Origin of the sequence: Staphylococcus xylosus (assembly GCF_002732165.1) — a bacterium.
Classification (GTDB): Bacteria; Bacillota; Bacilli; order Staphylococcales; family Staphylococcaceae; genus Staphylococcus; species Staphylococcus xylosus.
Map to the genome: position 1 here is coordinate 1 of NZ_MRZO01000013.1, position 23,917 is coordinate 23,917.

At 30.1% G+C, this 23,917-nt stretch carries 26 protein-coding genes and 3 pseudogenes; 17 read left to right on the forward strand and 12 right to left on the reverse strand.

What is annotated here, in order from left to right; translation table 11 throughout:
• The 4 genes from BTM19_RS12550 to gtfB all read left to right on the forward strand — a co-directional run.
• Positions 1–411, forward strand: a 411-nt coding sequence (locus BTM19_RS12550; protein ID WP_142378983.1) for an LPXTG cell wall anchor domain-containing protein, incomplete at its 5' end; no start/stop codon positions are given.
• A gap of 109 nt (positions 412–520) precedes the next feature.
• Entirely contained in the window at positions 521–709 is a 189-nt protein-coding gene (locus BTM19_RS12555) for a hypothetical protein (protein WP_099265879.1), read from the forward strand.
• Between the two features lie 44 nt (positions 710–753).
• A complete protein-coding gene (gene gtfA / locus BTM19_RS12560; protein WP_099265880.1) occupies positions 754–2,262 on the forward strand; it encodes an accessory Sec system glycosyltransferase GtfA in 1,509 nt (502 codons plus the stop codon).
• A complete protein-coding gene (gtfB, locus tag BTM19_RS12565) occupies positions 2,255–3,577 on the forward strand; it encodes an accessory Sec system glycosylation chaperone GtfB (RefSeq protein WP_099265881.1) in 1,323 nt (440 codons plus the stop codon). The genes gtfA and gtfB overlap by 8 nt, the downstream gene beginning before the upstream one ends.
• Before the next feature lie 107 nt (positions 3,578–3,684).
• On the opposite strand, the gene BTM19_RS12570 is transcribed toward gtfB, so the two are convergent.
• Complete coding sequence (locus BTM19_RS12570; RefSeq protein ID WP_099265882.1) at positions 3,685–4,455, reverse strand: DUF536 domain-containing protein; 771 nt, start codon at positions 4,453–4,455, stop codon at positions 3,685–3,687.
• Positions 4,456–4,901: 446 nt separating this feature from the next.
• Here BTM19_RS12570 and BTM19_RS12575 point away from each other — a divergent pair, with 446 nt between their 5' ends.
• The 4 genes and pseudogenes from BTM19_RS12575 (at position 4,902) to BTM19_RS12590 (ending at position 7,592) form a co-directional block, all read left to right on the forward strand.
• Positions 4,902–5,840 carry a replication initiator protein A gene (locus BTM19_RS12575; protein ID WP_099265883.1) on the forward strand — a complete coding sequence of 313 codons (939 nt, stop codon included), beginning with the start codon at positions 4,902–4,904 and terminating at the stop codon, positions 5,838–5,840.
• A gap of 13 nt (positions 5,841–5,853) precedes the next feature.
• A pseudogene (locus tag BTM19_RS12580) lies at positions 5,854–6,141 on the forward strand (protein rep); the annotation flags it as partial.
• A gap of 468 nt (positions 6,142–6,609) precedes the next feature.
• A complete protein-coding gene (locus tag BTM19_RS12585; RefSeq protein ID WP_037538780.1) occupies positions 6,610–7,227 on the forward strand; it encodes a CadD family cadmium resistance transporter in 618 nt (205 codons plus the stop codon).
• Between the two features lie 17 nt (positions 7,228–7,244).
• Positions 7,245–7,592 (forward strand): ArsR/SmtB family transcription factor, encoded by a 348-nt coding sequence (locus BTM19_RS12590; protein ID WP_037538777.1) that lies wholly within the window; start codon positions 7,245–7,247, stop codon positions 7,590–7,592.
• Positions 7,593–7,859: 267 nt separating this feature from the next.
• On the opposite strand, the gene BTM19_RS12595 is transcribed toward BTM19_RS12590, so the two are convergent.
• Positions 7,860–8,066, reverse strand: coding sequence for a DUF3923 family protein (locus tag BTM19_RS12595; RefSeq protein WP_099265884.1), 207 nt, complete (start codon positions 8,064–8,066; stop codon positions 7,860–7,862).
• A gap of 701 nt (positions 8,067–8,767) precedes the next feature.
• Between BTM19_RS12595 and BTM19_RS12600 the strand changes: the two genes are divergently transcribed.
• From BTM19_RS12600 to BTM19_RS12620, 5 genes are all read left to right on the forward strand, one after another.
• Complete coding sequence (locus tag BTM19_RS12600) at positions 8,768–9,202, forward strand: plasmid mobilization protein (RefSeq protein ID WP_099265885.1); 435 nt, start codon at positions 8,768–8,770, stop codon at positions 9,200–9,202.
• 201 nt (positions 9,203–9,403) lie between these two features.
• Entirely contained in the window at positions 9,404–10,798 is a 1,395-nt protein-coding gene (locus BTM19_RS12605; RefSeq protein WP_099265886.1) for a helix-turn-helix transcriptional regulator, read from the forward strand.
• Positions 10,799–11,098: 300 nt separating this feature from the next.
• Complete coding sequence (locus BTM19_RS12610) at positions 11,099–11,347, forward strand: type II toxin-antitoxin system Phd/YefM family antitoxin (RefSeq protein WP_099265887.1); 249 nt, start codon at positions 11,099–11,101, stop codon at positions 11,345–11,347.
• Positions 11,348–11,662, forward strand: a complete 315-nt coding sequence (locus tag BTM19_RS12615; RefSeq protein ID WP_099265888.1) for a Txe/YoeB family addiction module toxin — start codon at positions 11,348–11,350, stop codon at positions 11,660–11,662.
• Positions 11,663–11,685: 23 nt separating this feature from the next.
• Positions 11,686–11,781 carry a type I toxin-antitoxin system Fst family toxin gene (locus tag BTM19_RS12620; protein WP_014287283.1) on the forward strand — a complete coding sequence of 32 codons (96 nt, stop codon included), beginning with the start codon at positions 11,686–11,688 and terminating at the stop codon, positions 11,779–11,781.
• 507 nt (positions 11,782–12,288) lie between these two features.
• On the opposite strand, the gene BTM19_RS13220 is transcribed toward BTM19_RS12620, so the two are convergent.
• From BTM19_RS13220 to BTM19_RS12635, 3 genes are all read right to left on the reverse strand, one after another.
• Positions 12,289–12,405, reverse strand: a complete 117-nt coding sequence (locus BTM19_RS13220) for a hypothetical protein (RefSeq protein WP_326016041.1) — start codon at positions 12,403–12,405, stop codon at positions 12,289–12,291.
• Between the two features lie 167 nt (positions 12,406–12,572).
• Positions 12,573–13,916 (reverse strand): dihydrolipoyl dehydrogenase family protein, encoded by a 1,344-nt coding sequence (locus BTM19_RS12630; RefSeq protein WP_099265889.1) that lies wholly within the window; start codon positions 13,914–13,916, stop codon positions 12,573–12,575.
• Positions 13,903–14,346, reverse strand: coding sequence for a MarR family winged helix-turn-helix transcriptional regulator (locus BTM19_RS12635; protein WP_369965484.1), 444 nt, complete (start codon positions 14,344–14,346; stop codon positions 13,903–13,905). Before BTM19_RS12635 ends, BTM19_RS12630 begins: the two co-directional genes overlap by 14 nt.
• A gap of 146 nt (positions 14,347–14,492) precedes the next feature.
• Here BTM19_RS12635 and BTM19_RS12640 point away from each other — a divergent pair, with 146 nt between their 5' ends.
• On the forward strand, positions 14,493–14,699 hold the full coding sequence (locus tag BTM19_RS12640; RefSeq protein ID WP_326008610.1) for a rhodanese-like domain-containing protein: 207 nt from the start codon (positions 14,493–14,495) through the stop codon (positions 14,697–14,699).
• Between the two features lie 164 nt (positions 14,700–14,863).
• Here BTM19_RS12640 and arsC read toward each other — a convergent pair whose 3' ends face one another.
• Genes arsC through BTM19_RS12660 form a run of 4 tightly spaced genes read right to left on the reverse strand, consistent with a single transcriptional unit; the run spans position 14,864 to position 17,540 of the window.
• Entirely contained in the window at positions 14,864–15,259 is a 396-nt protein-coding gene (gene arsC / locus BTM19_RS12645) for an arsenate reductase (thioredoxin) (RefSeq protein ID WP_029379010.1), read from the reverse strand.
• A gap of 17 nt (positions 15,260–15,276) precedes the next feature.
• A complete protein-coding gene (arsB, locus tag BTM19_RS12650; RefSeq protein ID WP_099265891.1) occupies positions 15,277–16,566 on the reverse strand; it encodes an arsenite efflux transporter membrane subunit ArsB in 1,290 nt (429 codons plus the stop codon).
• A complete protein-coding gene (arsR, locus tag BTM19_RS12655) occupies positions 16,566–16,880 on the reverse strand; it encodes an As(III)-sensing metalloregulatory transcriptional repressor ArsR (RefSeq protein ID WP_029379012.1) in 315 nt (104 codons plus the stop codon). The genes arsB and arsR overlap by 1 nt, the downstream gene beginning before the upstream one ends.
• 60 nt (positions 16,881–16,940) lie before the next feature.
• Positions 16,941–17,540 (reverse strand): recombinase family protein, encoded by a 600-nt coding sequence (locus tag BTM19_RS12660; protein WP_099265892.1) that lies wholly within the window; start codon positions 17,538–17,540, stop codon positions 16,941–16,943.
• Positions 17,541–17,719: 179 nt separating this feature from the next.
• Between BTM19_RS12660 and BTM19_RS12665 the strand changes: the two genes are divergently transcribed.
• Positions 17,720–18,757: a 2,3-butanediol dehydrogenase gene (locus BTM19_RS12665; protein WP_002508690.1), complete on the forward strand. Its 1,038-nt coding sequence runs from the start codon at positions 17,720–17,722 to the stop codon at positions 18,755–18,757.
• 87 nt (positions 18,758–18,844) lie between these two features.
• Here BTM19_RS12665 and BTM19_RS12670 read toward each other — a convergent pair whose 3' ends face one another.
• Positions 18,845–19,396 (reverse strand): recombinase family protein, encoded by a 552-nt coding sequence (locus tag BTM19_RS12670; RefSeq protein ID WP_002508689.1) that lies wholly within the window; start codon positions 19,394–19,396, stop codon positions 18,845–18,847.
• 362 nt (positions 19,397–19,758) lie between these two features.
• Between BTM19_RS12670 and BTM19_RS12675 the strand changes: the two genes are divergently transcribed.
• The gene (locus tag BTM19_RS12675; RefSeq protein ID WP_099265893.1) at positions 19,759–20,334 is read left to right on the forward strand and encodes a DUF805 domain-containing protein; all 576 of its coding nucleotides are present in this window, start codon (positions 19,759–19,761) and stop codon (positions 20,332–20,334) included.
• Between the two features lie 76 nt (positions 20,335–20,410).
• On the opposite strand, the pseudogene BTM19_RS13155 reads toward BTM19_RS12675, so the two are convergent.
• A pseudogene (locus BTM19_RS13155) lies at positions 20,411–20,781 on the reverse strand (DDE-type integrase/transposase/recombinase); the annotation flags it as partial.
• 891 nt (positions 20,782–21,672) lie between these two features.
• Positions 21,673–21,948 (reverse strand): annotated as a pseudogene (locus tag BTM19_RS12680) (hypothetical protein); the annotation flags it as partial.
• 259 nt (positions 21,949–22,207) lie between these two features.
• On the opposite strand from BTM19_RS12680, the gene BTM19_RS12685 reads away from it, so the two are divergent.
• Positions 22,208–23,917 (forward strand): YSIRK-type signal peptide-containing protein (locus BTM19_RS12685; protein WP_142378985.1); only part of this gene is annotated, 1,710 nt, incomplete at its 3' end.

A 23,917-nucleotide genomic window follows, 5' to 3' on the forward strand; every position in this document is an offset into this window, starting at 1 on the left:
AGTACATCTGAATCACTAAGCGAGAGCGAATCATTAAGTACGTCAGAGTCATTAAGTACATCTGAATCATTGAGCGAGAGCGAATCATTAAGTACATCCGAATCATTAAGTACATCTGAATCACTAAGCGAAAGTGAATCATTAAGTACATCTGAATCGTTGAGCGAGAGCGAATCAATGACTTCATTTGATCCAAATAATTCATTAGATTCTACAAACACATTAGAATCAGCAAATGATTCAGATTCTGAGAATGAAGTGAACCAAAATAAAAAAGATAAAGACAAAGATTCAGAGTTACCAAATACAGGTGATGATACAACGAAAAACGGATTGTTAGCGAGTGTTCTTGGACTAGGTGGTTTGGCACTACTGAGAAGACGTCGTAAAAAAGAAACTGATAATAATTAATAACATTTGATTTGAATATCAATACAAAATACAGCTGAGGATATTCTCCTTGGCTTATTTTGTTATAATAAGTTAATAAATATTTCTATAGTTATAGGAAGTGTAATATATGAGTCAAAAAATAAATGAAAAAGAAGAATTAGATCAAATAAATAGACAAATTGAAGAAGAATTAAATGAATATGATGCTGAAAAAGATCAACAAAAAGTAAAAAAAGAATTTCTGACACTTAAGTTTTTTGCTATGTTTATCATATTGTCGTTGATGATTTTAAGTATAGTAAAATTGTTCGTTTAATAAGTGAAATTGTGATTTTAACTTTAGTTATTGAGGTGTAATACATGACGATATATAACATGAACAATGGCATTGGATGGGCGAGTAGTGGTGTAGAGTATGCGCAACTATACAGAGCTCAAGCTTTAAGAGGAAGAGAAGAAACGTTAAAGTTCGTGTTTTTAGAATTTATAAAAACTGAAAATATACAAACTTTAACAAAAAATTTAGGGTTTAATGATGATGAAGTGGTATGGTTATACCAATTTTTCACAGATATAAAAATAGCACCTTCAAGTGTTAAATTAGATGAGATTATTCAATCACTCAATGACGACATCACTAAAACAGAAGATGAAGGAAAAATCAAAAAATATTTCTTTAATAAAAATAGTAATTATATCGTGTGTCATTTGAAAGACGAAGATAGTGATATTGTTGATAGAGTAGAATATGTATCAAGAGGGAAATTACTACGCAAAGATTATTATTCCTATGTACGTGTCTTTTCAGAGTATTACGCCCCTGAAGATAATATGGCTAAATTATATATGAGAGTTTTTTACAATGAAGATGGTTCTACAGCATATAATGAATATATAAATGGTGATGATAGTATGTTTGTCTTTAAAGATAGAATACTATATTCCAAACAAAATTTCATTGCATATTTCATGGAACAAATTCAGTTGTCGCAGAAAGATATGATTTTATTAGATCGCTCAAAAGATATTGGTCAAGTTATGATAGAAAATAAACATCAAGCTAAATTAGGTGTAGTGATTCATGCAGAACATTATAATGCATCGATAACGAACGATGATTATATACTTTGGAATAATCATTATGAATATGTATTCACTAATGCGCAGGAAATTGATTTCTTCATCACAGCAACAGAAATCCAAAATAAACTGCTGACAGAGCAATTTGAAAAATATAATCATATCAAGCCTAATATATATACAATTCCTGTAGGCAATTTAAAAACTTTAACACAACCTTCTTTAAACAGAAAGCCGTATTCTATTATTACTGCTTCAAGATTAGCAGCTGAAAAGCGTGTGGATTGGTTAGTTAAAGCTGTCGCAATTGCGAAACAACAAAGACCTGAAATAACATTTGATATATATGGAGAAGGTGCTCAAAAGCAGGCATTGCATAACCTTATTCGTGAAAATAACGCAGAAAGTTATATCACATTGCATGGCCATGTAAATTTAAACCAAGTATATAAGGGTTATGAATTGTTTCTATCAGGATCAACGAGTGAAGGTTTTGGATTAACATTGATGGAAGCGATTGGCTCAGGATTAGGACTTATTGGATTTGATGTTAATTATGGAAATCCGACTTTTATTGAGGACAAAGAAAATGGCTATCTCATACCTATTAAATTAAATGTAGAATCAGAGTCTGAAATAGTAGGGAAAATTGCTGAAGCTATAGCTCTATTTTTTGAAAATGAGACAAATGAGTTCCATGAGGCATCTTATAAAGTTGCTGAACAATTTACACAAGATACTGTAAAAATCCAATGGAATAATTTAATTGAAGAGGTGCTTTATGATTAATTTATTTGAAGCTTTCGATAAACAAACAATAGTCCTTTATAATTCATTTAAATTTTCTGGTATGAATAGACAAACAATCGTTATTGAAGCAGATGGCTTTCTTCCTGAAGATGTTAAAACACCATATGAATTCTTTGCGGAAAATGAAAATTTGCCAGTTAAACCATTATTTTTTAACCAAGTTAAAACACCGAAATTTTGGTTGATTGAAGGCAATAATAACGAGGCTGTAATTAAAGATACAGGAGATATTAAAGCGAGAATTATTTATAAAAAGAATTATAAACATAGAATCGTAGAACGTATTGAGTGGTTAAATAAACAAGGACATACGCAGTATATTGATTATTATAATAAATATGGATACAGTTATGCACAAGTAGTATTGGATCCTAATACCCATAAAAGAATATTAAAACGCTACTATAACGCTAAAGGTGAAGTGTTTATGGTTGAGAATTTCATCACAAATGATGTTATTTTGAATTGGCAAGGCAAAGAATACTTCTTCCATTCGAAAATACAATTTGTTAATTTCTATATTCAAGTTGCAGGGTTAGAATCTGAACAATTTTTAATCAACTCATTTTCAGTACCTGCCGCAGTGATGAACGGGTTAAGTGAGTCTAGCAATGATTATTTTTATTGGCAAGGTGATATTACGAGCGATATTATTCGTCATATGGAAAATATATTATCTAAAGAACGTAGATCATTCAGTATTATTGTGCCGAGCGATGAAGCCTACGAACAACTTAAATCATCTATTAGTGATAAATGGAAAAATAGAATATATAAATCTGGATATGTATATAAATTCCTGAAGTCTAATAATCATTCTAACCAAGTGCTAACACTAACAAATTCTGATCAAATACCGCATTTAGAACAAATTGTACAAGCACATCCACATTTAGATTTTCATATTGCAGCTATGACTGAAATGTCTAAGGTATTAATGAACTTGAATAAATATACCAATGTTAAATTATATCCAAATGCTAAAAAGACTGAATTTAAAGCACTTTATAAAAAATGCGATATTTATTTAGATATTAATAAAGGGAATGAAATATTAGATGCAGTTAGGGCAGCCTTTGACTACAAACTGTTAATTTTAGGTTATGATGCCACTGCACACAATAAGGTAGTAACAGCACCAAATCATTTATTCGATGTAGAGGATCCTGATTTACTAATCAATGCGCTAGATGAAGTTACACAACACAAAGACATATTCGATAATTACTTAGAATTACAATTAAAACAAGCCAACGCTATCGATAAAACAGTATTTATCGAATCAGTAAATTAAGCGTCTTTTCCTTATATTTTTAATTTACATAATCGATGATTATCAGAAGTTCTCACTATATAAAAGGCACTAAAAGGTTATAACCTTTTAGTGCCTAATTAATTATATTAGCTACCAAACAAACGACTCCAAAACCCCTTTTTAGGTGGTTCTGCTTCCTTATCCTCAGGCCCACTCTCTATTTCTTCAGATGGTTTATCATCTTTCGCTAATACTTCTTCATTTGTACTGTCATCCTTTTTCTCTTCAGTTCTATCCTTATGTTTTACTTCTGTTTCTGTTGGTTGACTTTTCTTTTGTTGTTGGTTGATATTTTGAGATTCTTCAGTAAAAGTTGCTTCTTGCGGTTTAACGTTTTGTCTATCATTAGTCACTGTATCAAAAGAATAATTAAGCTGTCTTTCTTCTTCTAATTGGTTTTCTAGTTTTTGAATCTTTTTATTACTTTCTAAAGCTAATATTTGTTGATTCTCCAACAGTTTATTTAATGTATTAACATTGCTATTTTGTTGATCTAGTTGTTTAGTTAGATTCTCAATATATTTTTCATCATTTTCAGCTCTAGTTTCAAAGATTTCTATTTGCTTTTCTAATTCATTTGCTTTTGTTTTTAATGTCTCAGAACTATTTGAATTATTATATATATGCTTTTCAACTTCTGCAGTATTTTCATCAAACATTTCTTTTTTTACTGATTCTTTATTTTGCGTTGTTCTTTCTTTCTTAGTGATTTTTTCTATAATTTTCAAACAATCATTATCATTAATATAATTAATTCCATTTTCTTTTTCAAAAGATATATTTAAGCTTTTAGCATTATTAACAATAGTTTGTTTAGTTACATCCAATTCATCAGCAACCATTTTAATAGTTTTCATAACACCCACCCTTAGGTACCTAATTTAGTACCTAAATTTTACCACATAGCAAATATTTTTTCACCTTTTACCGCCTAAATTTACCACCTATTTAACTAGCTAATTAACTAATTAGCTATCTATCGGATATTTTTGGTGCCTAATTAGGCACCAAATTAATAAATTCTACTATTTTGAGGTTATAATGTGCTTTTAACTACAATTAAAACGCTTTATATACGACCATAAAAGTGTTAATATTACTTTATGAATATTAAAAGAGTCGATGCTATTGGCGTAGCATCGACTCTCGGTAATAAAACGATTCGCATTCGTTTGTTTATATATTTTTTTTGATACTTGTATTATATATATCTAATCATCTAAGTGCAAGCACAAAACATATAACTTACGTAAAAATTGTTTTATTACCTCAATCCAAAAAAAGTGGAAATGAGGTTTTTATTATGCCCAATTTTGAGAAATACAATTTATCACAAGTAAAAACTGAAAGGTTTTATCAACTGCCTAAATATTTATTTGAAGATATATATTTTAAGAAAATGTCAGCAGAAGCCAAAATTATGTATGCGTTATTAAAAGATCGTTTTGAATTATCCATCCAAAATGAATGGGTAGATAAAAATAATAACATTTACTTTATTTTCAGTAATAAACATTTGTGCGAATACTTAGGTTATGCAGAACAAAAAATCATAAAATTGAAAAAAGAGTTAGTAAGTTTTAATTTACTAACTCAAGAACGTGTTGGCCTTAATAAACCCAATAGATTGTATTTATTAAAACCCAATTATGATGTTGAAGGCAGTCGTACCAAGGAACTTCCAAATTCACAGTTCCAGAACAATGAATTTGGAAGTTCTAGAACTATGAATTTAAGTGGTCAAGAACTTCCAAATTCACAGTCTAATGATACTGACTTAAGTAATACTGATTATATAGAGACTGAGAATAATGATACGTATGATATGAATGATACATATAACAATTCAATAAGTCATGATCATTCGGATCATACAAATAATCAACAAACTGAATTTAATAATGATGCACTTAAGTTCCAACTCCTTGAAGAATTACCAAAACAACTTCAAGATTATTTAAGTAAATTTGAAATTAGAGAAATTCGTATTATTAAAAGTGTTTTACTCAAAGGGAAAAAATCATTTAATAACGCCCATGATACATATTATCGTTTAGAAGACGTGGAGTTTGAACTTGTCAGTGTCTTAAAACGTTTTAAAGCGATGTTGCTACAAAAAAATGAAACAGTTGAAGCTATGCAAGGTTATTTGATGCAATCGATTAAAGCTGAACTAGAAGAGATACATGCGCTTAATATGCGTCGTCAAAATATGCCTAAGTACAATATCTTTAACGAATAATTCAAATGATCTTTCAGCAATCAAAGAAACCTCTAAATATTCGGTTAAGTCATCTGATTTTTTAACTGATGATGATGAAAGGAATCAAGAAATCGTGAATGACTTGGAAAAAGGTTTATACCGAAAACGTATGTTGAGTTATGGTGGATTGCTTAAACAAAAACATAAGATTTTAAATTTAGATGATGCCGAAGATGGCAATTTGATTAAAACAACAGACGAAGAAGAAAAAGCACATTCAATTACGGCAATTTGGCATTTTGAAAAACAAAATTATTACTTAAAAGATTTGAAACGTTAGCTTAAAAGCTAGCGTTTTTTTATGCTTTTTTGCACCTGCGGGAACTATAGCGTTCAACCTGTATGGTTGACCAGTTTTACTATGCAAATTTTAATTTTCATGTAACTGGGCAGTGTCTAAAAAATTCGACACTGGTTTTGCTCAAATTTTAGTTGGTGTAATTAAAATATATTTATTTGGCTCATATTTGCATTTTAAGAGCTTATATACGTTTTTAGGTATAAAACTATATGATTTACCCCCGAATCTTTAAAATGCCCCCTTAAAATTCAAAATAAAGGTATTTAAAATTTGGTATCTTTGAAAATTTAAAAATAAAAAAATTCTATTACAAATTAGTGTTAGTGGCACTGAATGTTGTAATAGCAATTATGCAAATAGTCGACAAGCTATTTAATCTATTTTTCTATGATTTTTGCTAAATATAAGCTATAATACATTCAAAAATATTTTTGAATGAGGTGCTTTATGTTTTCGACTGTGATTACTGCTGCTGTTTTATATATTGCTACAGCAGTAGATTTGTTGGTAATACTATTAATATTTTTTGCTAGAGCAAATACTAGAAAAGAATATCGAGATATTTATATCGGACAATATTTAGGTTCTGTAATTTTAATATTAGTTAGTTTATTTCTAGCTTTTGTTTTGAATTATGTTCCGGAAAAATGGGTGTTGGGTTTATTAGGTTTAATACCGATTTACTTAGGTATTAAAGTTGCTATTTATGACGATTGTGAGGGCGAAAAAAGAGCTAAAAAAGAATTGGATGAAAAAGGGTTGTCAAAATTAGTCGGTATTGTTGCTTTGGTTACAGTCGCTAGTTGTGGTGCAGATAATATTGGGCTTTTTGTTCCTTACTTTGTGACTTTAGATATTGTCGACTTATTAGTTACTCTTCTTGTATTTTTAATATTGATTTTTGTTTTAGTATATTCAGCACAAAAATTAGCTAATATTTCAGGTGTTGGAGAAATTGTAGAGAAGTTTAGTCGTTGGATAATGGCTGTTATTTATATTGGTTTAGGGTTATTTATTATTATTGAAAATAATACAATTCAAACAATAATTGATTTTATATTTTAAATTAAGGTGTGGTTTATATGGGCAAGGCAAATGCTTGTGATGTGATCTGTATTCATGAAGATAAAGTGAATAATGCTTTGAAATTTTTAGAAGATGATAAATCACAAAAACTACTTAGTATTTTTCAAAAAATATGTGATGAAAAGAAGTTAAAAATCATATTATCTTTGATTAAGGAAAATGAGTTGTGTGTTTGTGATATTTCTTTGATATTAAATATGAGTGTTGCTTCTACATCACATCACTTGAGACTTTTGTATAAAAATGATGTTCTTGATTTTTGGAAAGATGGAAAGATGGCTTATTATTTTATTAAAGATGATGAAATTAAAGATTTTTTCTGTAAAAATCAAGAGGGATTTTGAAACGAGTGAAACGAGTTTCTTCTTGTCTTGATACTATATAGAAATAACAATCTTTTTAAAATGATTTGAAACATAATTGAATTTATAAAAATCTATTCCCCAAAAATCTCGTTCGATATATGTTGAATGATAGAAAGCCCTCTTGTTTTGGCTCTAAATATCCCTTTAAAATCCAAATAAATCTATATAAAAACAAAAAGATACCCCAGATAAAATGGGTATCTTTTATTTCAATACGGACTGTTTAGGTTCTTTCAAGCCGTCTACTTAATTCAGTACTTGTACTTTTTGTTTTCTCGAAAAGACTAAATTAATGATTAGCCATATTAGCTGTATGATTAAAGAAATTAAATATGTAATTCCTATAACAGCAATATTAACCCATTTCAATTCAGTCGTTTGTATGGCGCCTGATGCGTCTACATTTCTTGCCCAAAGAAAAATGGTAAAGCCTATAAAGCTTAAAATTTCAATTTACTTACCTTCTTTTTTGAATTCATCAAAGTCTTAATTAAATCAGAATATTTCTAGCTTAACAATATATAAAAATAACATGAATTTTAAAAAATAATATTGTGAGTGAAAAATGATCTACATGTATTATAAATTAATGCAATAGGTCATTTTTTATTGGAAGTTTATTAGTAGTATTTGTAATGATAAAAAACGAAGCCTAATATACGTTTTAAGAAGGAGAGTTATTTAAACTTTTAGAACATTGAAAATGCATTTATGTGGCTAAGAATTCAACTAGAGGAGTCTCGAAAAGGAGTCCCAGACAACAGGATAAGGGTGAACAATGCCATCACGATGGCACCCAGCATAGCTGGGGTTCAAAATGAATGTTTCATTTGTTATAAATACTTTCATAGCAGTACTTTTAGCAATTTTATATATTTATAAAACCTGACTTTAGCGTAATATTACATGGCATTTCGATGTAAAATCAATGATTCTTCTATTCCTTGCGCCACAAGGGATAGAAGAATCGGGAGTCTAAGGACTCCTTATAGACTCCCGAAAGGAGTCCTTAAATCATTGTTTATAATCAATGATTTTCTTATATAAGGTATTAGTAATTGCTTAGTTATTTATGATAGAGTGTTTACTAATCAATTACTTAGTTTAAGAATGTACTTTTTACTAAGTAATTACTAATTTTAGGAGTGGTGGAAATGGTAAGCAAGAATCATAAAAAAGCTAAAACAATTAATATTAATTTAACTGAAGAAGAGTATGAAAAAGTGAAAGTATTAGCAGAAGATAGAAACTTAAATCCAACAGCTTATACAAGGCTTGTGGCATTAGGAAATCGTATTAAGCCGACAGCTGTTTATCCGGTAGATGAACGAATTAATGAGCTTGAAAAAGAAAATGAAGCTCTTAAAATACAATTTAAAGTAGATCATAACAAAGATGAAGTGTTGAAAGAAGACTATGAAAATATTGAAGAGGAATATTCTGAAGTTGCCAAATACTTGGATACGTTTAAACGTTTTTTACAGTATGTAAATGATGACGCTGAATATATTAATTTCAATGGATATAAAAGAGATGAGCAATTAAAAGAAGAGATTAGAGATGCTATACAAAAATTTCATAAAAATTAATTTGATATTTCAAAATAAGAGTAACCTCCACAAAACCTGTATTTAACTTGTGGAGGTTTTTGATTAACCACAGACACATACTTCCCCTTAATTTTAAGCGAGCAATAAACCGTATTGTAACTGTACGCTTTTAAATTTAAAAATTATAATATTTTATTTTTATGAAAAAGTAGTGTATGATTTTTATAAAGGAGGGGTTATATGAAATTATCCCAAAAGCTTTATCTAGAAAGAAAAAATAAGAATTTAACTAAACAAGTATTGGCTAAAGAATTGAATGAACTTAGTGGATTTTCCAATTATTCTAAAAAGGAGATAACACTTTTAGAATCTAAGCAGAAAGCATTTACTTATCGTATCGTAGATGATATTGCAAAATATTTTAATATGACAATATACCAATTTTTAACAAAACAGTGGAAATCTTATAACACAGAAGAGATTACTTTGATTGATAATAATATTGAAGAATATTTTCATGGCTATTCAGAGTGGATGCCTAAAACGTTTAAAAATTTGTCTGATATAATCCATAAATTTGATTTAGTAAAGCATGATGATTGGGTAGCCATTCCCCAATATGAGTTGATAATGAGAGAGTATTATGACTATCTATATCGAGATGTTAGTAAAGAAAGTAGCAGTATTATTATTAGGAGAGCTAAGGGCCTCTTAGATAACTTGGAGTTATTTAGTTCATATAATCATGAAAATGATTTACAATTTCCTATAAACTTAGAGACAGGTTCTGCTGGATATACTAAATTTAATGATAAACGTGAACCTATTAATATGAATATACTAATACAAAATATAGAATTCTCATTAGGCGAAATTAGACAACTTTTTGAAGATGACTACTTTGATTATGATGAAGAAGATACAAAATATTTTAATTTGTTAAATTATTATCGAGAAAAGTTTGATATAAGATTTGAAGATATTGAAAAGGATTTGGGTATTTCAAGTGCAGAGTATAGAAAATGGGAAAAAGGTGAAATTGATCCTAGTATTAGTAATATTATAAAATTATGTGATTACTTGAATATAAATATTGATTTACTTTCTTCAAGTTCATTACGCACACTGAACAACATTAATTCTCAATCAGTTGGGTCATATATTCTGCAAAATACTAATATTCATGACTCTGAAGAATTATCTAAAGATTATTATTTTTCAGAAAGACAAAGCGTCATATTGATTCCCAAATATTGCTACGAATATATGTTTTATTATTTAGAGGATAAAACTCATAAAGATATAGGAATAAAAAAAGCAATTCAATTTACTAGAGAGTTTTTTGTGAAATGGTATGAATTTAATAAAGCTAGACAATTCTTATTTTATTCATTAACAGGAGTCGTTGCTAAGGAAAATTTCATTCATTATACAGAGAAAGAAATTAAAAGGTATTTAGGTGATAGTTACTATCCTGAAAATCCAGTGAAATTTTTAACGCAATTAACATTAGATAGAGTTGAAAATTATGGATATAAAGACAAAAAACAAATTATCAACAGAATTAAGCAAATTGATATAGAGAGGGTTCTAGAATCCCCTGAAAAGACAAATCTAAGACCTGAAGTAAATTGATTTAAAATTACAATGAAATCTCCCTACTAAGTTCTACTTAATAGGGAGATTCGATAAACGAATAGCATGTTTAGTTGTTCTCACAATTATTGGCTCAGTATTAATTAGCAATAAACAAAATAATAACCTCTAGCATATACTTTGGCGAGTAACTAGAGGTTATTTTAATCTTCCTAATAAAATACAAGCCACTGTCTTTTTAAATTGTAACAATGTTATAAGTTAAAAACTAGCTCAATTGTACAAGAAATTGTACGATTGAGCCAATAAATATTTAACAACTGTAAGGAGGCATTTGATATGATTGTTAAATCTTATTCATATGTACGTAAAAACTTTAAAGATATGATTAATAAAGTGAATAATGATAGCGATACGATAACAATTACAACAAAAGATCGTAATGCAGTTATAATGTCGGAAGATAATTATAATGAAATAATGGAAACACTATACTTGCAACAAAATCCTGCCAATTCGAAACATCTATCAGAATCTATTGAAAACCTAGAACGTGGTAATGTAAAAGCTAAGGATATTTTGATATAAGTGGCTAAATTGAATGTTACCTTTTCACCACAAGCATTTGATGATTATGAATATTTTCAGATAAAAGATAGAAAGAAGGTTAAAAGGATGAATCAGTTATTAAAAAGTATCTCTAGAGATGGGACATTAGATGCTATAGGTAAACCTGAAAAGTTAGTTGGCAATTTTTTTGGATATTACAGTAGACGAATTAACCAAGAACATAGATTGGTATATACAGTAAATGACATAATTTTACTTATCGGAAGTGCATATGCTTATATATTTACAGATGGTATAATAATGGAGTCGCCTATCTCTCAGGCGTCAATTTGACGTAGAGAGGAGGTGCATACGCGATGTCTGAAATCTTTGTGAACATCATGACCACAGCAGCAAGTGGTTGTCTCGTTGCGCTATTTGCGCATTGGCTACGCAAGCGTAATGACGAATAGGCGACTAGTCACACCAAAAAATCCCCTTACTACGGCCATAGTAAGGGGATTTGGTGCATACATGCCTGATAATCTTTGTTGATTGCATTATAACACTATAATTGGTAGGAATGCAAAGTAGTTTTATCTGTTTAGGTTATGTGGATGCAATATATTTAAAAATAGGAGTGATTATGATTAATAAAGTTAATTTACATCACAGGATGAAAATCTTTTAAAACAAATTAATGGAGTAAATCAACAATAGAATCAGATAATGAAATTTCTGTTATTTTATTGATTGTAATAGCTTCAGTACATTTTTATCAACTTTAGCTTTGTATTGTGCTTTTTTCGTTCTATTCAGTAGGATTGTGGATATGTTTACTAGTAACATAATTAGATATTAAACGCTATATTATTGTGTCATTTCAATTAATGATGCTTAGTTATAATAAATTCTGAAATAAAGTTTCTACTTTTTTAGGACTGTCTTTGGGAGCAAGTTTTTTTACTACATTACCATCTTTAGCAATAATAAATTTTGTGAAATTCCATTTGATTTTCTTTCCATATTTTAGCTATTTGGTCATCAGTACCTGGTTTTTGTTTAGCAAATTGATTACAAGGAAATCCAAGTATAATTAGCCCTTGCTATTTATATTTTTGGTAATATTCTTCTAATTCTTCAAATTGACCACTTAAGCCACATTTTGTGGCAGTATTAACTAATATAATACTTAATACCTACTACCATCTTTGTTAACAACTCTTATATCATAAATATTACTAGTTATTTTATAGCACTCCTTTTATAACATTGCTAATTTTAATTGATCTATAACGCCACTTGATGATCCAGGAAAAGCAAAGATCATTTTATTTAAATCTTGAGCCGTTAATTTTTGGTTTACAATGAAAGTTAATAAATTAACTAAATCTGGTGCATCATCAGCATATATAGCAGCTCCCACTAATTGTTTATCATTATTTAATACAATTGTCATTTCAGCTTCAGTTTCATTTTTGTATTCAAACACCATTTGTTTACCAAAAGGAATATCTATCACTTTATAGTCCTCACTAGTATTAGCTTCATCTACAGAAACTCCAATATTAGACAATCTTGGTAGTGTATATAAAACTGAAGGTATTGCAGGATAGGTAATAGGATTTTTATCCATACCCAAAATATGCGCAGCAATATAGTTAGATTCAAATGTTGCAGTAGGTGTTAATTTGGGAATTACTTTATCTAACACATCACCACTAGCATAAATATTAGGGGTATTTGTACGTAAATATTCATCTACCTGTATACCTCGAGTAGTGAAATTAACGCCAGCTTCTTCAAGTCCAATACCATTGACATTTGGTCTACGTCCAGTAGCATCTAACACATAGTTAGTAGTAATCTCTAATCCTGATTCTGTTGATACAGTATAATTGTCACCTTGCTCTTTAATTACAGTAGTATTTTCATTCATATGGAATTGAACTCCTTCTGTTGCCAATTTATCCATTAATTTAGCAATATGTGCTGAATAAAAACCTTTGAGCGGTTCATCGTCAACATGAATCATATGAGTTTCTACACCAGATTTAATTGTTATGCTAGCAAATTCAATACTAATAATACCTACACCTATAAATGTGATACTATTTGGCATTTGCTCTAAGGATAAGAAGTCTCTACTATCGTGTGTATATTCAGACCCTTCAATATCTAACTTATTGCTGTGTTGACCTGTTGCAATAACTATGTTTTCACCGTAATATTGTTCACCATCTACTACGAGGTGATGCTCATCTACTAATTTTCCTGCTCCTTCAATAATATCAATACCTTGTTGTTCAAATAAACCTTTCAAAGTATTTGCCATAGGGTCAATGATTTTATGTTTATAAGACATAAGGTTTTCCCAATTCACTGATAATGCTTCAGTATTAATTATGTTGGGATAGTGTGAAGCTTGCTCTAGTACTTCATAAGGGTTTTCCAATAAAATTTTGGCATTGCACCCATAGTTTGTACAAGTACCTGCTATACGATCTTTTTCGACAATAGCAACCGATTTCCCCGCTTTGTTTAAAGTCAGCGCACTATGCCAAGCTGCGTGTCCACTACCTAAAAATACAACATCATATTGTTTCATTTGAATCATCCTTTGTAATAATTTTCAACGTTTCTTCTAAATTATCCATAATACTTTTGGCTTTCATATATTCATCTACATCAAATTGTGAAGAAATGCATTTAGCAATAGTTTCATGTACTGCTTCTTGCTCATTTAGACCTTTTATCGTTAAAGTTATGATAAGGTTACGTTTATCGCTTTCATCTCTATTTCTTTGAACCCAGCCAGCTTGCTCAAGTCTTTTTAGTAATGGGCTTAGAGTATTACTTGCTAGATTCAACTTTTTACCAATGGATAATAAAGTTTGAGGGTTCTCTTCCCATAATGTTAATAGCACTAGATATTGAGAAAAAGTTAAACCGAATTGACTTAATTGCTTTTCATAAAATTTGCTGAATAATTTGTTAACATTATAAGCAGAAAAGCATAGTTGGTGTGCCAATTTCATTTCATCATCAATCAATTTAATCACTCCTATTCTCATTAAAGAATAATCAATCGCAAACGATTAATCAATTGAACAAACTTATAATGAACCACATACATTTGTTTAATTGATTACTAACTTTTAAAATTTTTCATCAATTGTGCAACTTGATTTCGATTTTAAAAATAGTGCGTAAAACTTATGGTTTCAGGGTATTATTTAAAAGAGTAATGAACAAGTCATTAAAAATATACGTACATTGTCAGTCAGGTGTTAGAAGTTCAATCGCCGTGGGTATCTTAGAAAACAAAGGATTTGAAAATGTCGTAAATATTAGAGAAGGCTATCAAGATTTTCCAGAATCATTAAAATAATTTAAGAGTGTACAGAAAATAACCATTTTCTGTACACTCTCTTTTTATGTCTAAATAAGAAAGTATTACATAGAATTATTTGTCATTTTTGAAGTTATATGGCACAAATTTTGTACATTAAATGGCAAAACACCCCTTATTTAGTTAATAAGAGGTGTTTATTATTATCTCAATTTAAAATTTTCTATAGCTAATTTAATCTCGTCTCTAACACGTTGAAATTCTGACCATTCTTTACCTGCTGGATCCTCAAAACCCCAATGCTCTTTTTTAACGTTTGGTGGTAAAATAGGACAATTATCGTCTGCATCACTACATAACGTTACGACCAAATCTGATTGTTTTAAAATATGATTATCAATCAAGTCTGACGTATGGTTTGATATATCAATATCTACTTCTTTCATAGCTTCTATTGCTTTAGGATTAACACCATGTGTTTCAATACCGGCAGAATAGACATTCCAATCTTCACCCAATATTTCCCTTCCCCAACCTTCAGCCATTTGGCTACGACAAGAGTTTCCTGTGCATATAAAATAAATTGTTTTCTTATCCATAATTAAAGCCTCTTTTCTTAAAATATGATTAGTGTAAGGTATAAACCTAAGAGTGTTACAAATAGGACTGGAATAGTAATGATAATTCCAGTTTTAAAGTATGTTCCCCATGAAATCTTCACACCTTTTTGTGTTAAGACATGTAGCCACAATAATGTTGCTAAAGAACCAATTGGCGTAATTTTAGGTCCTAAATCAGAACCTATGACATTCGCATAAACCATACCTTCTTTTAATATTCCTGTAGCACTGGATTGACCAATCGCTATTGCATCTATTAAAACAGTTGGCATGTTGTTCATAATTGAAGATAAGAAAGCAGCTATAAAGCCCATACCCATGATACTGCTGAATAACCCATAACTTGAAATATTTGTTAGGATATCCCCAAGAATAGTTGTAATACCTACATTTTTTAGTCCAAACACAACAAGGTACATACCAATAGAGAATACAACAATATTCCATGGTGCGCCTTTAATTACTTGTTTTGTATGAACTGCTTTAGATTTACGAGCTAATATTACAAAGATAAGAGCAATGATACCAGCAATGATTGATACAGGTATTTGTATAAACTCACTAACAAGATATCCCACAAGTAGTATTGCTAATACAATCCATGAAAGCTTAAATAATTTAGGATCTTTGATTACATTTTTAGGGTCTGAAAGATTTTCTGTATTGAACGTTTTAGGTATAGATTTTCTGAAATATAACCATAAAACGAGAATACTAGCAATCAGAGAGAATATGTTGGGAATAATCATGCGACTAAAATATTCAATAAATCCAATATCGAAGTAATCTGCAGAAACGATATTAACTAAGTTACTTACAATTAAAGGTAGTGATGTAGTATCAGCAATAAAACCACTAGCAATAATAAAAGGAAAAATCACTTTTTTATTAAAACCCAGATTTCTTACCATTGCTAATACAATAGGCGTTAAGATTAAAGCTGCACCATCATTTGCGAAAAATGCTGCTACAATTGCCCCAAGTAACATGATAAAAACAAACATTTTTAATCCATTACCGTTTGAAGCCTTGACCATATGTATCGCAGACCATTCAAAAAATCCAATTTCATCTAATATTAATGAAATAAGAATAACAGCTACAAATGTTAAGGTAGCATTCCAAACAATACCTGTTACTTCTAATACATCGGAAAAACTTACGACTCCCGTAATGATAGCAACGACAGCTCCAATTAAAGCTGTAATACCAATATCTAAACCTTTCGGTTGCCATATTACAAAGATTAAAGTTAAAAGAAAAATCACAATTGCTAAAATTGTCATTAACACTCACCTGACTTCATATTTTTACAAGCACAGCGTTGGTCAGATGTATTAATGATATCTAAGTTTTGATTAATATAATCTAAAAATTCATGATTAAGTTGATACATATGTTTATTACCATTTTTTCGTGTAGTAACTAACTCGTTATCTACTAACGACTTCATATGATGGCTTAACGTAGGTTGTGAAAATTGAAAATGCTCTAGCAAGTCACAAGCACATAACTCCCCACAAGATAGTAAATCCAGTATTTCCAACCTACTTGGATCTGATAAAACTTTTAATATTGTTGATAGTTCTTTATAAGACATGAATGTACCTCCTAGATAGTTAATAGATTAACATCTATATAGATTTGTGTCTATTCTCTTTTATCTACTGTTTTTAATTCTATATATAGTTTGGCGTGTAATACCTACTTCTTTAGCTATAGTACTTATAGATTTACCTTGTTCAAGTAATTCAACAACTCGGTAATAAACCAAACGTTTTTGTGGATCTTTAGCATTGGAAGAATACAGAGCAGGTCTTCCTTTATATATACCTTTTTCTTTTGCGACTTGAATACCTTGAGCTTGTCTACGTTTACTTTCATTTCTTTCTTGTTCTGAAATCATTGCTAAAATTTGGATAATTAAGTCTTTCATGAATTTATCTAGAAGTGGATTTCCAATCACTTCATTCATCATAGGTAAACTTGTAATCATTAACTGAACGTCTTTTTCTTTTAAGTAATTCACAGTTTCAATAATTTCATCATAATCACGTCCCAAACGATCAATAGATTCCACAACGAATCGATCTCCCATTCTCACAAAATTAAGAGCTTCTTGAAAGACGGGTCTGTTTTCTATAGATTTACTTGATTGTTTTTCTGTAAAAATTTTCTCAGCACCAAAAGATTGCAAATTTTCAATTTGCCTATCTAAATTTTGATCAATGGTCGAAACTCTTGCATATCCAACTATCATTTTTAACACCTTTTCTCATACAAACAGAAACAGCATTTTACAAGGGGTTTTTATTGTTCGTTTAGGGTAGACTCTAATCATATAATAATTTAGAAACACTATATTAAAAGGTTAGTTTATTTGAAAGTAACTTTTAAAAGGCATACTATTAAATTAACTAAAACAAGGAGGTTTTATCAATGAAAGCAGCAGTTTGGTATGGTCAAAAGGATGTACGAGTTGAAGATCGAAAATCTAAAGAGTTACAAGATAATGAGGTTAAAGTTAAAGTGTCTTGGGCTGGCATTTGTGGTACAGATTTACATGAATACTTAGAAGGCCCTATATTTATTTCAACAGACAAACCTGACCCGTTCCTTGGCCAAAAAGCGCCCGTTACATTAGGCCACGAATTTGCAGGTGTAGTAGATGATATTGGTTCTAAGGTTACAAAATTTAATAAAGGCGATCGTGTTGTCATTAATCCTACAGTTTCAAATCGTGAAAAAGAAGAAAATATTGATCTTTATGATGGTTATTCATTTATAGGCTTAGGTTCTGATGGTGGATTTGCAGAATTTACAAACGCCCCAGAAGAGAATGTTTATAAATTACCAGATAATGTTTCTGATAAAGAAGGCGCCCTTGTAGAACCGACGGCTGTTGCAGTTCAAGCAATTAAAGAAGGAGAAGTTCTATTTGGCGATACTGTTGCTATTTTTGGTGCAGGGCCAATCGGTTTATTAACAACTATAGCAGCCAAAGCAGCTGGTGCTAGCAAAATATTTGTTTTCGATTTATCGGAAGAACGACTTAATAAAGCTAAATCAGTAGGTGCTACTCATACGATAAATTCTGGTGAATCAAACCCAAGTGATATTATTAGTAAATACACTGATAATGGCGTTGATGTAGCATTTGAGGTAGCTGGTGTAGCGCCAACACTTAAATCTGCAATAGATGTTACTAAAGCAAGAGGTATTGTTGTTATAGTTTCTATATTCGGCCATCCTATTGAATGGAATCCAATGCAATTAACGAATACAGGTGTAAAACTTACTTCGACGATTGCTTATACACCTACTACATTTCAACAAACAATAGACTTAATTAACGAAGGTAATTTAAAAGTAAAAGACGTCGTTACTGATGAAATTGAGTTAAATGATATTGTAGAGTCAGGATTTGAACAACTTGTAAACGATAAATCACAAGCAAAAATTCTCGTTAAATTATAATATAGGTTATAAAAACTAATGAAAGGAGAATCTTCAAATTAGAGATTCTCCTTTCATTAGTTTTCTTCCTGTGATTATTTGTTTTTACTACTTCATTTTTATTATTCTATATACAGTAGAACGACTCACTCCTGTTTGTTTAGCAATTTCTTCTCCAGTAAGTTTTTGTTCATCGTATAAGAATTTAATCTCTCTCTTCTTATGGTCGGGCAATGAAGGGCGTCCACCTTTTCGTCCTCTTGCTCTCGCAGCTTCTAGTCCTTTTTTCGTACGTTCACTTAGTAGGTTAGCTTCAAGTTCTGCAAAAGCACTCATCATGGTAAAGAACATCTTGCCCATCGCATCTTTCGTTGATACGTTCATATCTATAATATGTAAGTCAATGCTGTTTTCATCTAACCATTGTGATAACTCAATTAATTGTTTCGTTGTACGTCCAAGACGATCTAGTTTATAAATCACTAGAATATCTCCCTCACGTAAATAATCTAAGCATTTATCAAGTTCTGTTCTATTCGTTTTACGGCCACTCGCTTTCTCGCTAAAGATACGTTCACAACCATATTCCTCAAGTGTATCAATCTGTCCATCAAGACTTTGATCTTGTGTTGATACACGTGCATAACCAATTTTAGCCATTTGAATACCACCTCTTTTAATCGTTTTATGGGTACTTATTAACGAAATCTAATTCTCGATGCAAATAAACGCGTCTCTCATCGTCTAAAAACTCATGATTTTTGATATTTATGATACATTGATTATAGCACAAGTTTATAGACTTAAATATCCAAGAAAAACCTCCTAATTTATAGTTAAGAGGTTTTGTGTCAAAAACGAAGGTTTTAGTAGAAACACAATTATTATTGTGTTTCCTAATTTAAAATGCCCACAAGTAAATTATTATGTTAAAATATATAGTATAAAAATTATGAAAAGCTTACCAATTTTATTTGGGACATGAAACTAAAGTATAAATTTTTTGAAAAAGGGGGAGAATTATGTTTTGTTCAAACTGTGGAACTAAAGTTGATAATATGTCTAAATTTTGTCCTAACTGCGGTAATGAATTGATTTTAAATAATTCAAATAAAAATTCAAGACAACAATATGAAAATGAATTTAACCGTTATCCAAGTTCTAATATTTACACAAGAAATCACAAAAGAAACCCTTGGGAATTATATATAGATGGTTGGAAAAATATTTTTAATTATCAAGGATTGACTTCACGTAGAGGGTTTTGGTGGTTTTATTTATTCTATTTAATATCAATAGTTATTTTAGAATTCTTCTTATTAGCTGTATATGCTCAAGAGACTTTCTTAGCCCAATTATTATTAGCTGTTTTATACTTACCTTTAATTTCAATAAGTGCCAGAAGAATGAGAGATGTTAGCAAATCTATATATTGGGGAGTTATCCCTTTATCTATTCAGTGGCTTGCCCAACCATATATGGTTGGTGATAATGTTAGTACATCGATTCAAGCTTTACTACTTCCTTTTACTATTGTATTTATAGTATTTGCATGTCAATCTACAAAGACAACTGAAAATAGAATTAGAACTAGCTAAAATATATAATTAAATAAAGTTCTGTTGCATAGTCTGAAAATAATTAATTAATTCATCATTTTAAATTAGTTTTTACTTAACTGACTAACATGAAATTAATTTCATGGCACCGCGAAAAGCTGTAGATCTGAAGAGACCTGCAGTTTTTTTATATAAGTCATAAACACACTCAATACCTTTAATTGTGTTTTTAGCGGTATTTAAACTTTGATATCTGTTTTTTTTACTTTAATATGACAATGATCTTGTTAAATTAGGTTTAAAATTTTTAGTCAATTTAAATATAGCTACCTTCATTGAAGGTGCGTGATCGGTAACAATAGTTTGAGGTCTAGCAAATTGTTTGCTAAGACGCTTAATAAACGCATAAACTCATTTGTAATCACATTTTTTACGAAGCTAAATATCTAATATGTGTCCATCTGCATCAATCGCACGACACAAATAACGCTAATTCCCTTCTTTTTGTTAAAATTATAATATAATTCTAAATTTGCAACAAAACCCATAAAAGTGTAAAGATCGAGTGGCAATAGAACGATGCAAGTGTAATTTATTATATTTATAAAATTGGTGATTGGATATAAAATTATTTGAAATAAGCTTTAATTTTTGTTTTTGTATCTAAAAGCACTTCGCACATTAACATGCGAAGTGCTTTTCATATATATTCTAAACTATTATTTTACTTTAATAAGTCTATTCATTTGGGTCAGCTTCAGTGATTTTTCCGTTTGCTTGGTCGATGTATACTGCATCATGTGCGTGACTTGCATTACCTTCACCGTAGTTAACTCTATAAACTCCATTATATTCATCGACTGAATGAATCCAATAATCTTCATATTTCTTGGCAAGATAATCATCAGCAAGATTTTTAGCTTGATATTTACTATCAACCTCATCATTATCTGAAGTGTCTGAGTCATTTCTCTCAATTTGGTCTACATTTTCTATACCAATTACTTTCCCACTTTCATTAACATATACTTTAATAGTGTAACTGTTATGTGCATTATCATCATAAATAACTCCGCCCTCGTCAGCCTTCATAGTAGGATCACCGTGGTAATCTTCAAATTGATATATGCTAAGATCATCAGGGATTATAAAATATCTAGAAACTGTGTTTTTATTATACTGTACTGCTATATTCCCATATTTTTTTGCTGAAATACCTGCTATATTGACATTACCTTCAGAATTTCCAAATTTATTATCTATTTCAGATTTACTCATTCCTAAATTAACATAACCAAATCCATTCCTACGATCTTCATTCATAAAATTTATACTAAATGCCTCTGATAAAACGTTAATTGATGTATAACCTTCGCTAATATTAGATTCATCGTCACGTTCTAGTACATATTTATCTCTTAATATTTGAGCACTTTCAAATACACTTTTATCACTGATATCAATCATGATACGTTTAAACTCATTATCTGATATAGGCGTACCCTCTAATTTATCTGCATTTCGTTCATTTAAAATACGTCTAAAATTCTCTTTTAATTGTGTTTCGTTGCGCAATAATACACGCTCATACCCCAAATCTTGTAGCTGTTTAACTACATTTTCTTCTAAACCATATTCACTTTGGTATCCCAAATTAATCGCTCCACCCTATCAATATTTAATATAATTAAATATTAACATATAAGAAATCTTATATAAGGTGAGCAATTATTTTGTAACACATAATTTCAGAATATTTTTAATGGCTTTAAGTATAAAAAAATAATACTATTTAATATTTTCATTAATATCAGTAAACTAAAAAACAAAATTAAAAAGTGTATACTCACATTAATTTTTATTGTATAATATTTTGTAAAATCACATATTATACAATGAGAAGAGGTAGCGAATGAAAAGGGATAGAAAGCAAAGATTTTCAATTAGAAAATTTTCAATGGGGACAGGTTCAATATTATTAGGTTTCACAATTCTCACGGCAATAACTACTCATGAAGCAAAAGCTAGTGAATTAATAAGTAGTCAAAGTACAGAAAAAGATGATGTAGAACACACATCGACTAACTCTCAAGAAGACTTGCCAGGAACTACAGCATCTCAGAAAAAGGATGAGGAAATACAGAAAGGTAATGTAGAAGACGCGTCAACCAATTCTCAAGAAGACCTGTCAGAAACTACAGCATCTCAGAAAAAGGATGAGGAAATACAAAAAGGTAATGTAGAAGACGCGTCAACTAATTCTCAAGAAAATTTATCAGAAAATAAAAATTCTAAATTAAAAGAGAGGCAAACTATTAAAGCCGCACAAACCGCACCTCCAAATCCTTACCACGGAGTATCTGATAAGTATTATGGTGGTTTTTTGGGTCTATTTGGAAGACCTGGTTTAACAACTGATATTAATCCTGAAAGAAAAACAATTATTAATGGCGAAAAAGCCAAAGCACATGGCGATTTTAGAATACCTGGGCTTGTAAATTTAGACAATACAAGTTACCAGTGGTATATATATCGAAATAATCAATGGACTTCAATAAGTGGACAAACTAAAAAAGATTTAGATTATACTTTAACTGATGTAGGAGATTATTATTTCCAACTAGTAGTTAGAAATAAACCACTTTTAGGTTCAGCGAAAACATATGGTTCAAATGTTTTCGCAGTGAGTGTGGTTCAGCAACAAGTACAAGCTAATAAAATAACAGTTACTAATAACCCTAATATTTTAGTTAATGATTCTTATTGGGGTTTAGGGTATGAAACAAATCCTAAAAACGCGACAGGTACAGTAAAATGGTCGGTAAATGATAATAGTTTAGCAACAATTAACCAATCAGGGGTAATAACTACAAATAGTAATAATTTAAAAGGAACAGTTATTGTAAAAGCAGTTTTAACAAATTCAGACGGTTCTACTGTAGAAAATTCTATATCAATTAAAGTTGGGGATATAATTTCTGATCAAACTGTTGAAGTAGGTGAAGATGCTACTTTTACGATTTCTCCAAGCTTAATACCAGATAATAATGAACAAAAAGTGACTTATCAATGGTACCGTTGGAATGAAGGTAAACGTCAAGAACTTATTTCTACTAATAAAGATTTAATAATAAATAATGTTGGTGTAAATTTAAATAGTAGTCAGTATCAAGTCCTTGTAAATATAGGAGGAAAAGTCCAGGAATCTAATGTAGCTACTTTAACTGTTAGTACAGCTGCCTCTGAGTCACTCAGCGAGAGCGAATCATTAAGTACATCTGAATCGTTAAGTGAAAGCGAATCATTAAGTACGTCTGAATCATTGAGCGAAAGTGAATCATTAAGTACATCTGAATCACTAAGCGAAAGCGAATCATTAAGTACATCTGAATCGTTAAGTGAAAGCGAATCATTAAGTACATCTGAATCGTTAAGTGAAAGCGAATCATTAAGTACGTCTGAATCATTGAGCGAAAGTGAATCATTAAGTACGTCAGAGTCATTAAGCGAAAGTGAATCATTAAGTACATCTGAATCACTAAGCGAGAGCGAATCATTAAGTACGTCAGAGTCATTAAGTACATCTGAATCATTGAGCGAGAGCGAATCATTAAGTACATCC

Excerpts from the sequence above, each read along its gene's own strand:
- arsR (WP_029379012.1), bottom strand. The coding sequence starts at position 16,880 with ATGTCTTATAAAGAACTATCAACAATATTAAAAGTTTTATCAGATCCA.
- gtfA (WP_099265880.1), top strand. The coding sequence starts at position 754 with ATGACGATATATAACATGAACAATGGCATTGGATGGGCGAGTAGTGGT.
- BTM19_RS12670 (WP_002508689.1), bottom strand. The coding sequence starts at position 19,396 with ATGGCTAAAATTGGTTATGCACGTGTATCAACACAAGATCAAAGTCTT.
- BTM19_RS12585 (WP_037538780.1), top strand. The coding sequence starts at position 6,610 with ATGTTTTCGACTGTGATTACTGCTGCTGTTTTATATATTGCTACAGCA.
- BTM19_RS12635 (WP_369965484.1), bottom strand. The coding sequence starts at position 14,346 with ATGAAATTGGCACACCAACTATGCTTTTCTGCTTATAATGTTAACAAA.
- BTM19_RS12630 (WP_099265889.1), bottom strand. The coding sequence starts at position 13,916 with ATGAAACAATATGATGTTGTATTTTTAGGTAGTGGACACGCAGCTTGG.
- BTM19_RS12575 (WP_099265883.1), top strand. The coding sequence starts at position 4,902 with ATGCCCAATTTTGAGAAATACAATTTATCACAAGTAAAAACTGAAAGG.
- arsC (WP_029379010.1), bottom strand. The coding sequence starts at position 15,259 with ATGGATAAGAAAACAATTTATTTTATATGCACAGGAAACTCTTGTCGT.
- BTM19_RS12660 (WP_099265892.1), bottom strand. The coding sequence starts at position 17,540 with ATGATAGTTGGATATGCAAGAGTTTCGACCATTGATCAAAATTTAGAT.
- BTM19_RS12620 (WP_014287283.1), top strand. The coding sequence starts at position 11,686 with ATGTCTGAAATCTTTGTGAACATCATGACCACAGCAGCAAGTGGTTGT.
- arsB (WP_099265891.1), bottom strand. The coding sequence starts at position 16,566 with ATGACAATTTTAGCAATTGTGATTTTTCTTTTAACTTTAATCTTTGTA.
- BTM19_RS12570 (WP_099265882.1), bottom strand. The coding sequence starts at position 4,455 with ATGAAAACTATTAAAATGGTTGCTGATGAATTGGATGTAACTAAACAA.
- BTM19_RS12600 (WP_099265885.1), top strand. The coding sequence starts at position 8,768 with ATGGTAAGCAAGAATCATAAAAAAGCTAAAACAATTAATATTAATTTA.
- BTM19_RS12665 (WP_002508690.1), top strand. The coding sequence starts at position 17,720 with ATGAAAGCAGCAGTTTGGTATGGTCAAAAGGATGTACGAGTTGAAGAT.
- BTM19_RS12605 (WP_099265886.1), top strand. The coding sequence starts at position 9,404 with ATGAAATTATCCCAAAAGCTTTATCTAGAAAGAAAAAATAAGAATTTA.
- BTM19_RS12675 (WP_099265893.1), top strand. The coding sequence starts at position 19,759 with ATGTTTTGTTCAAACTGTGGAACTAAAGTTGATAATATGTCTAAATTT.
- gtfB (WP_099265881.1), top strand. The coding sequence starts at position 2,255 with ATGATTAATTTATTTGAAGCTTTCGATAAACAAACAATAGTCCTTTAT.
- BTM19_RS12590 (WP_037538777.1), top strand. The coding sequence starts at position 7,245 with ATGGGCAAGGCAAATGCTTGTGATGTGATCTGTATTCATGAAGATAAA.
- BTM19_RS12555 (WP_099265879.1), top strand. The coding sequence starts at position 521 with ATGAGTCAAAAAATAAATGAAAAAGAAGAATTAGATCAAATAAATAGA.
- BTM19_RS12610 (WP_099265887.1), top strand. The coding sequence starts at position 11,099 with ATGATTGTTAAATCTTATTCATATGTACGTAAAAACTTTAAAGATATG.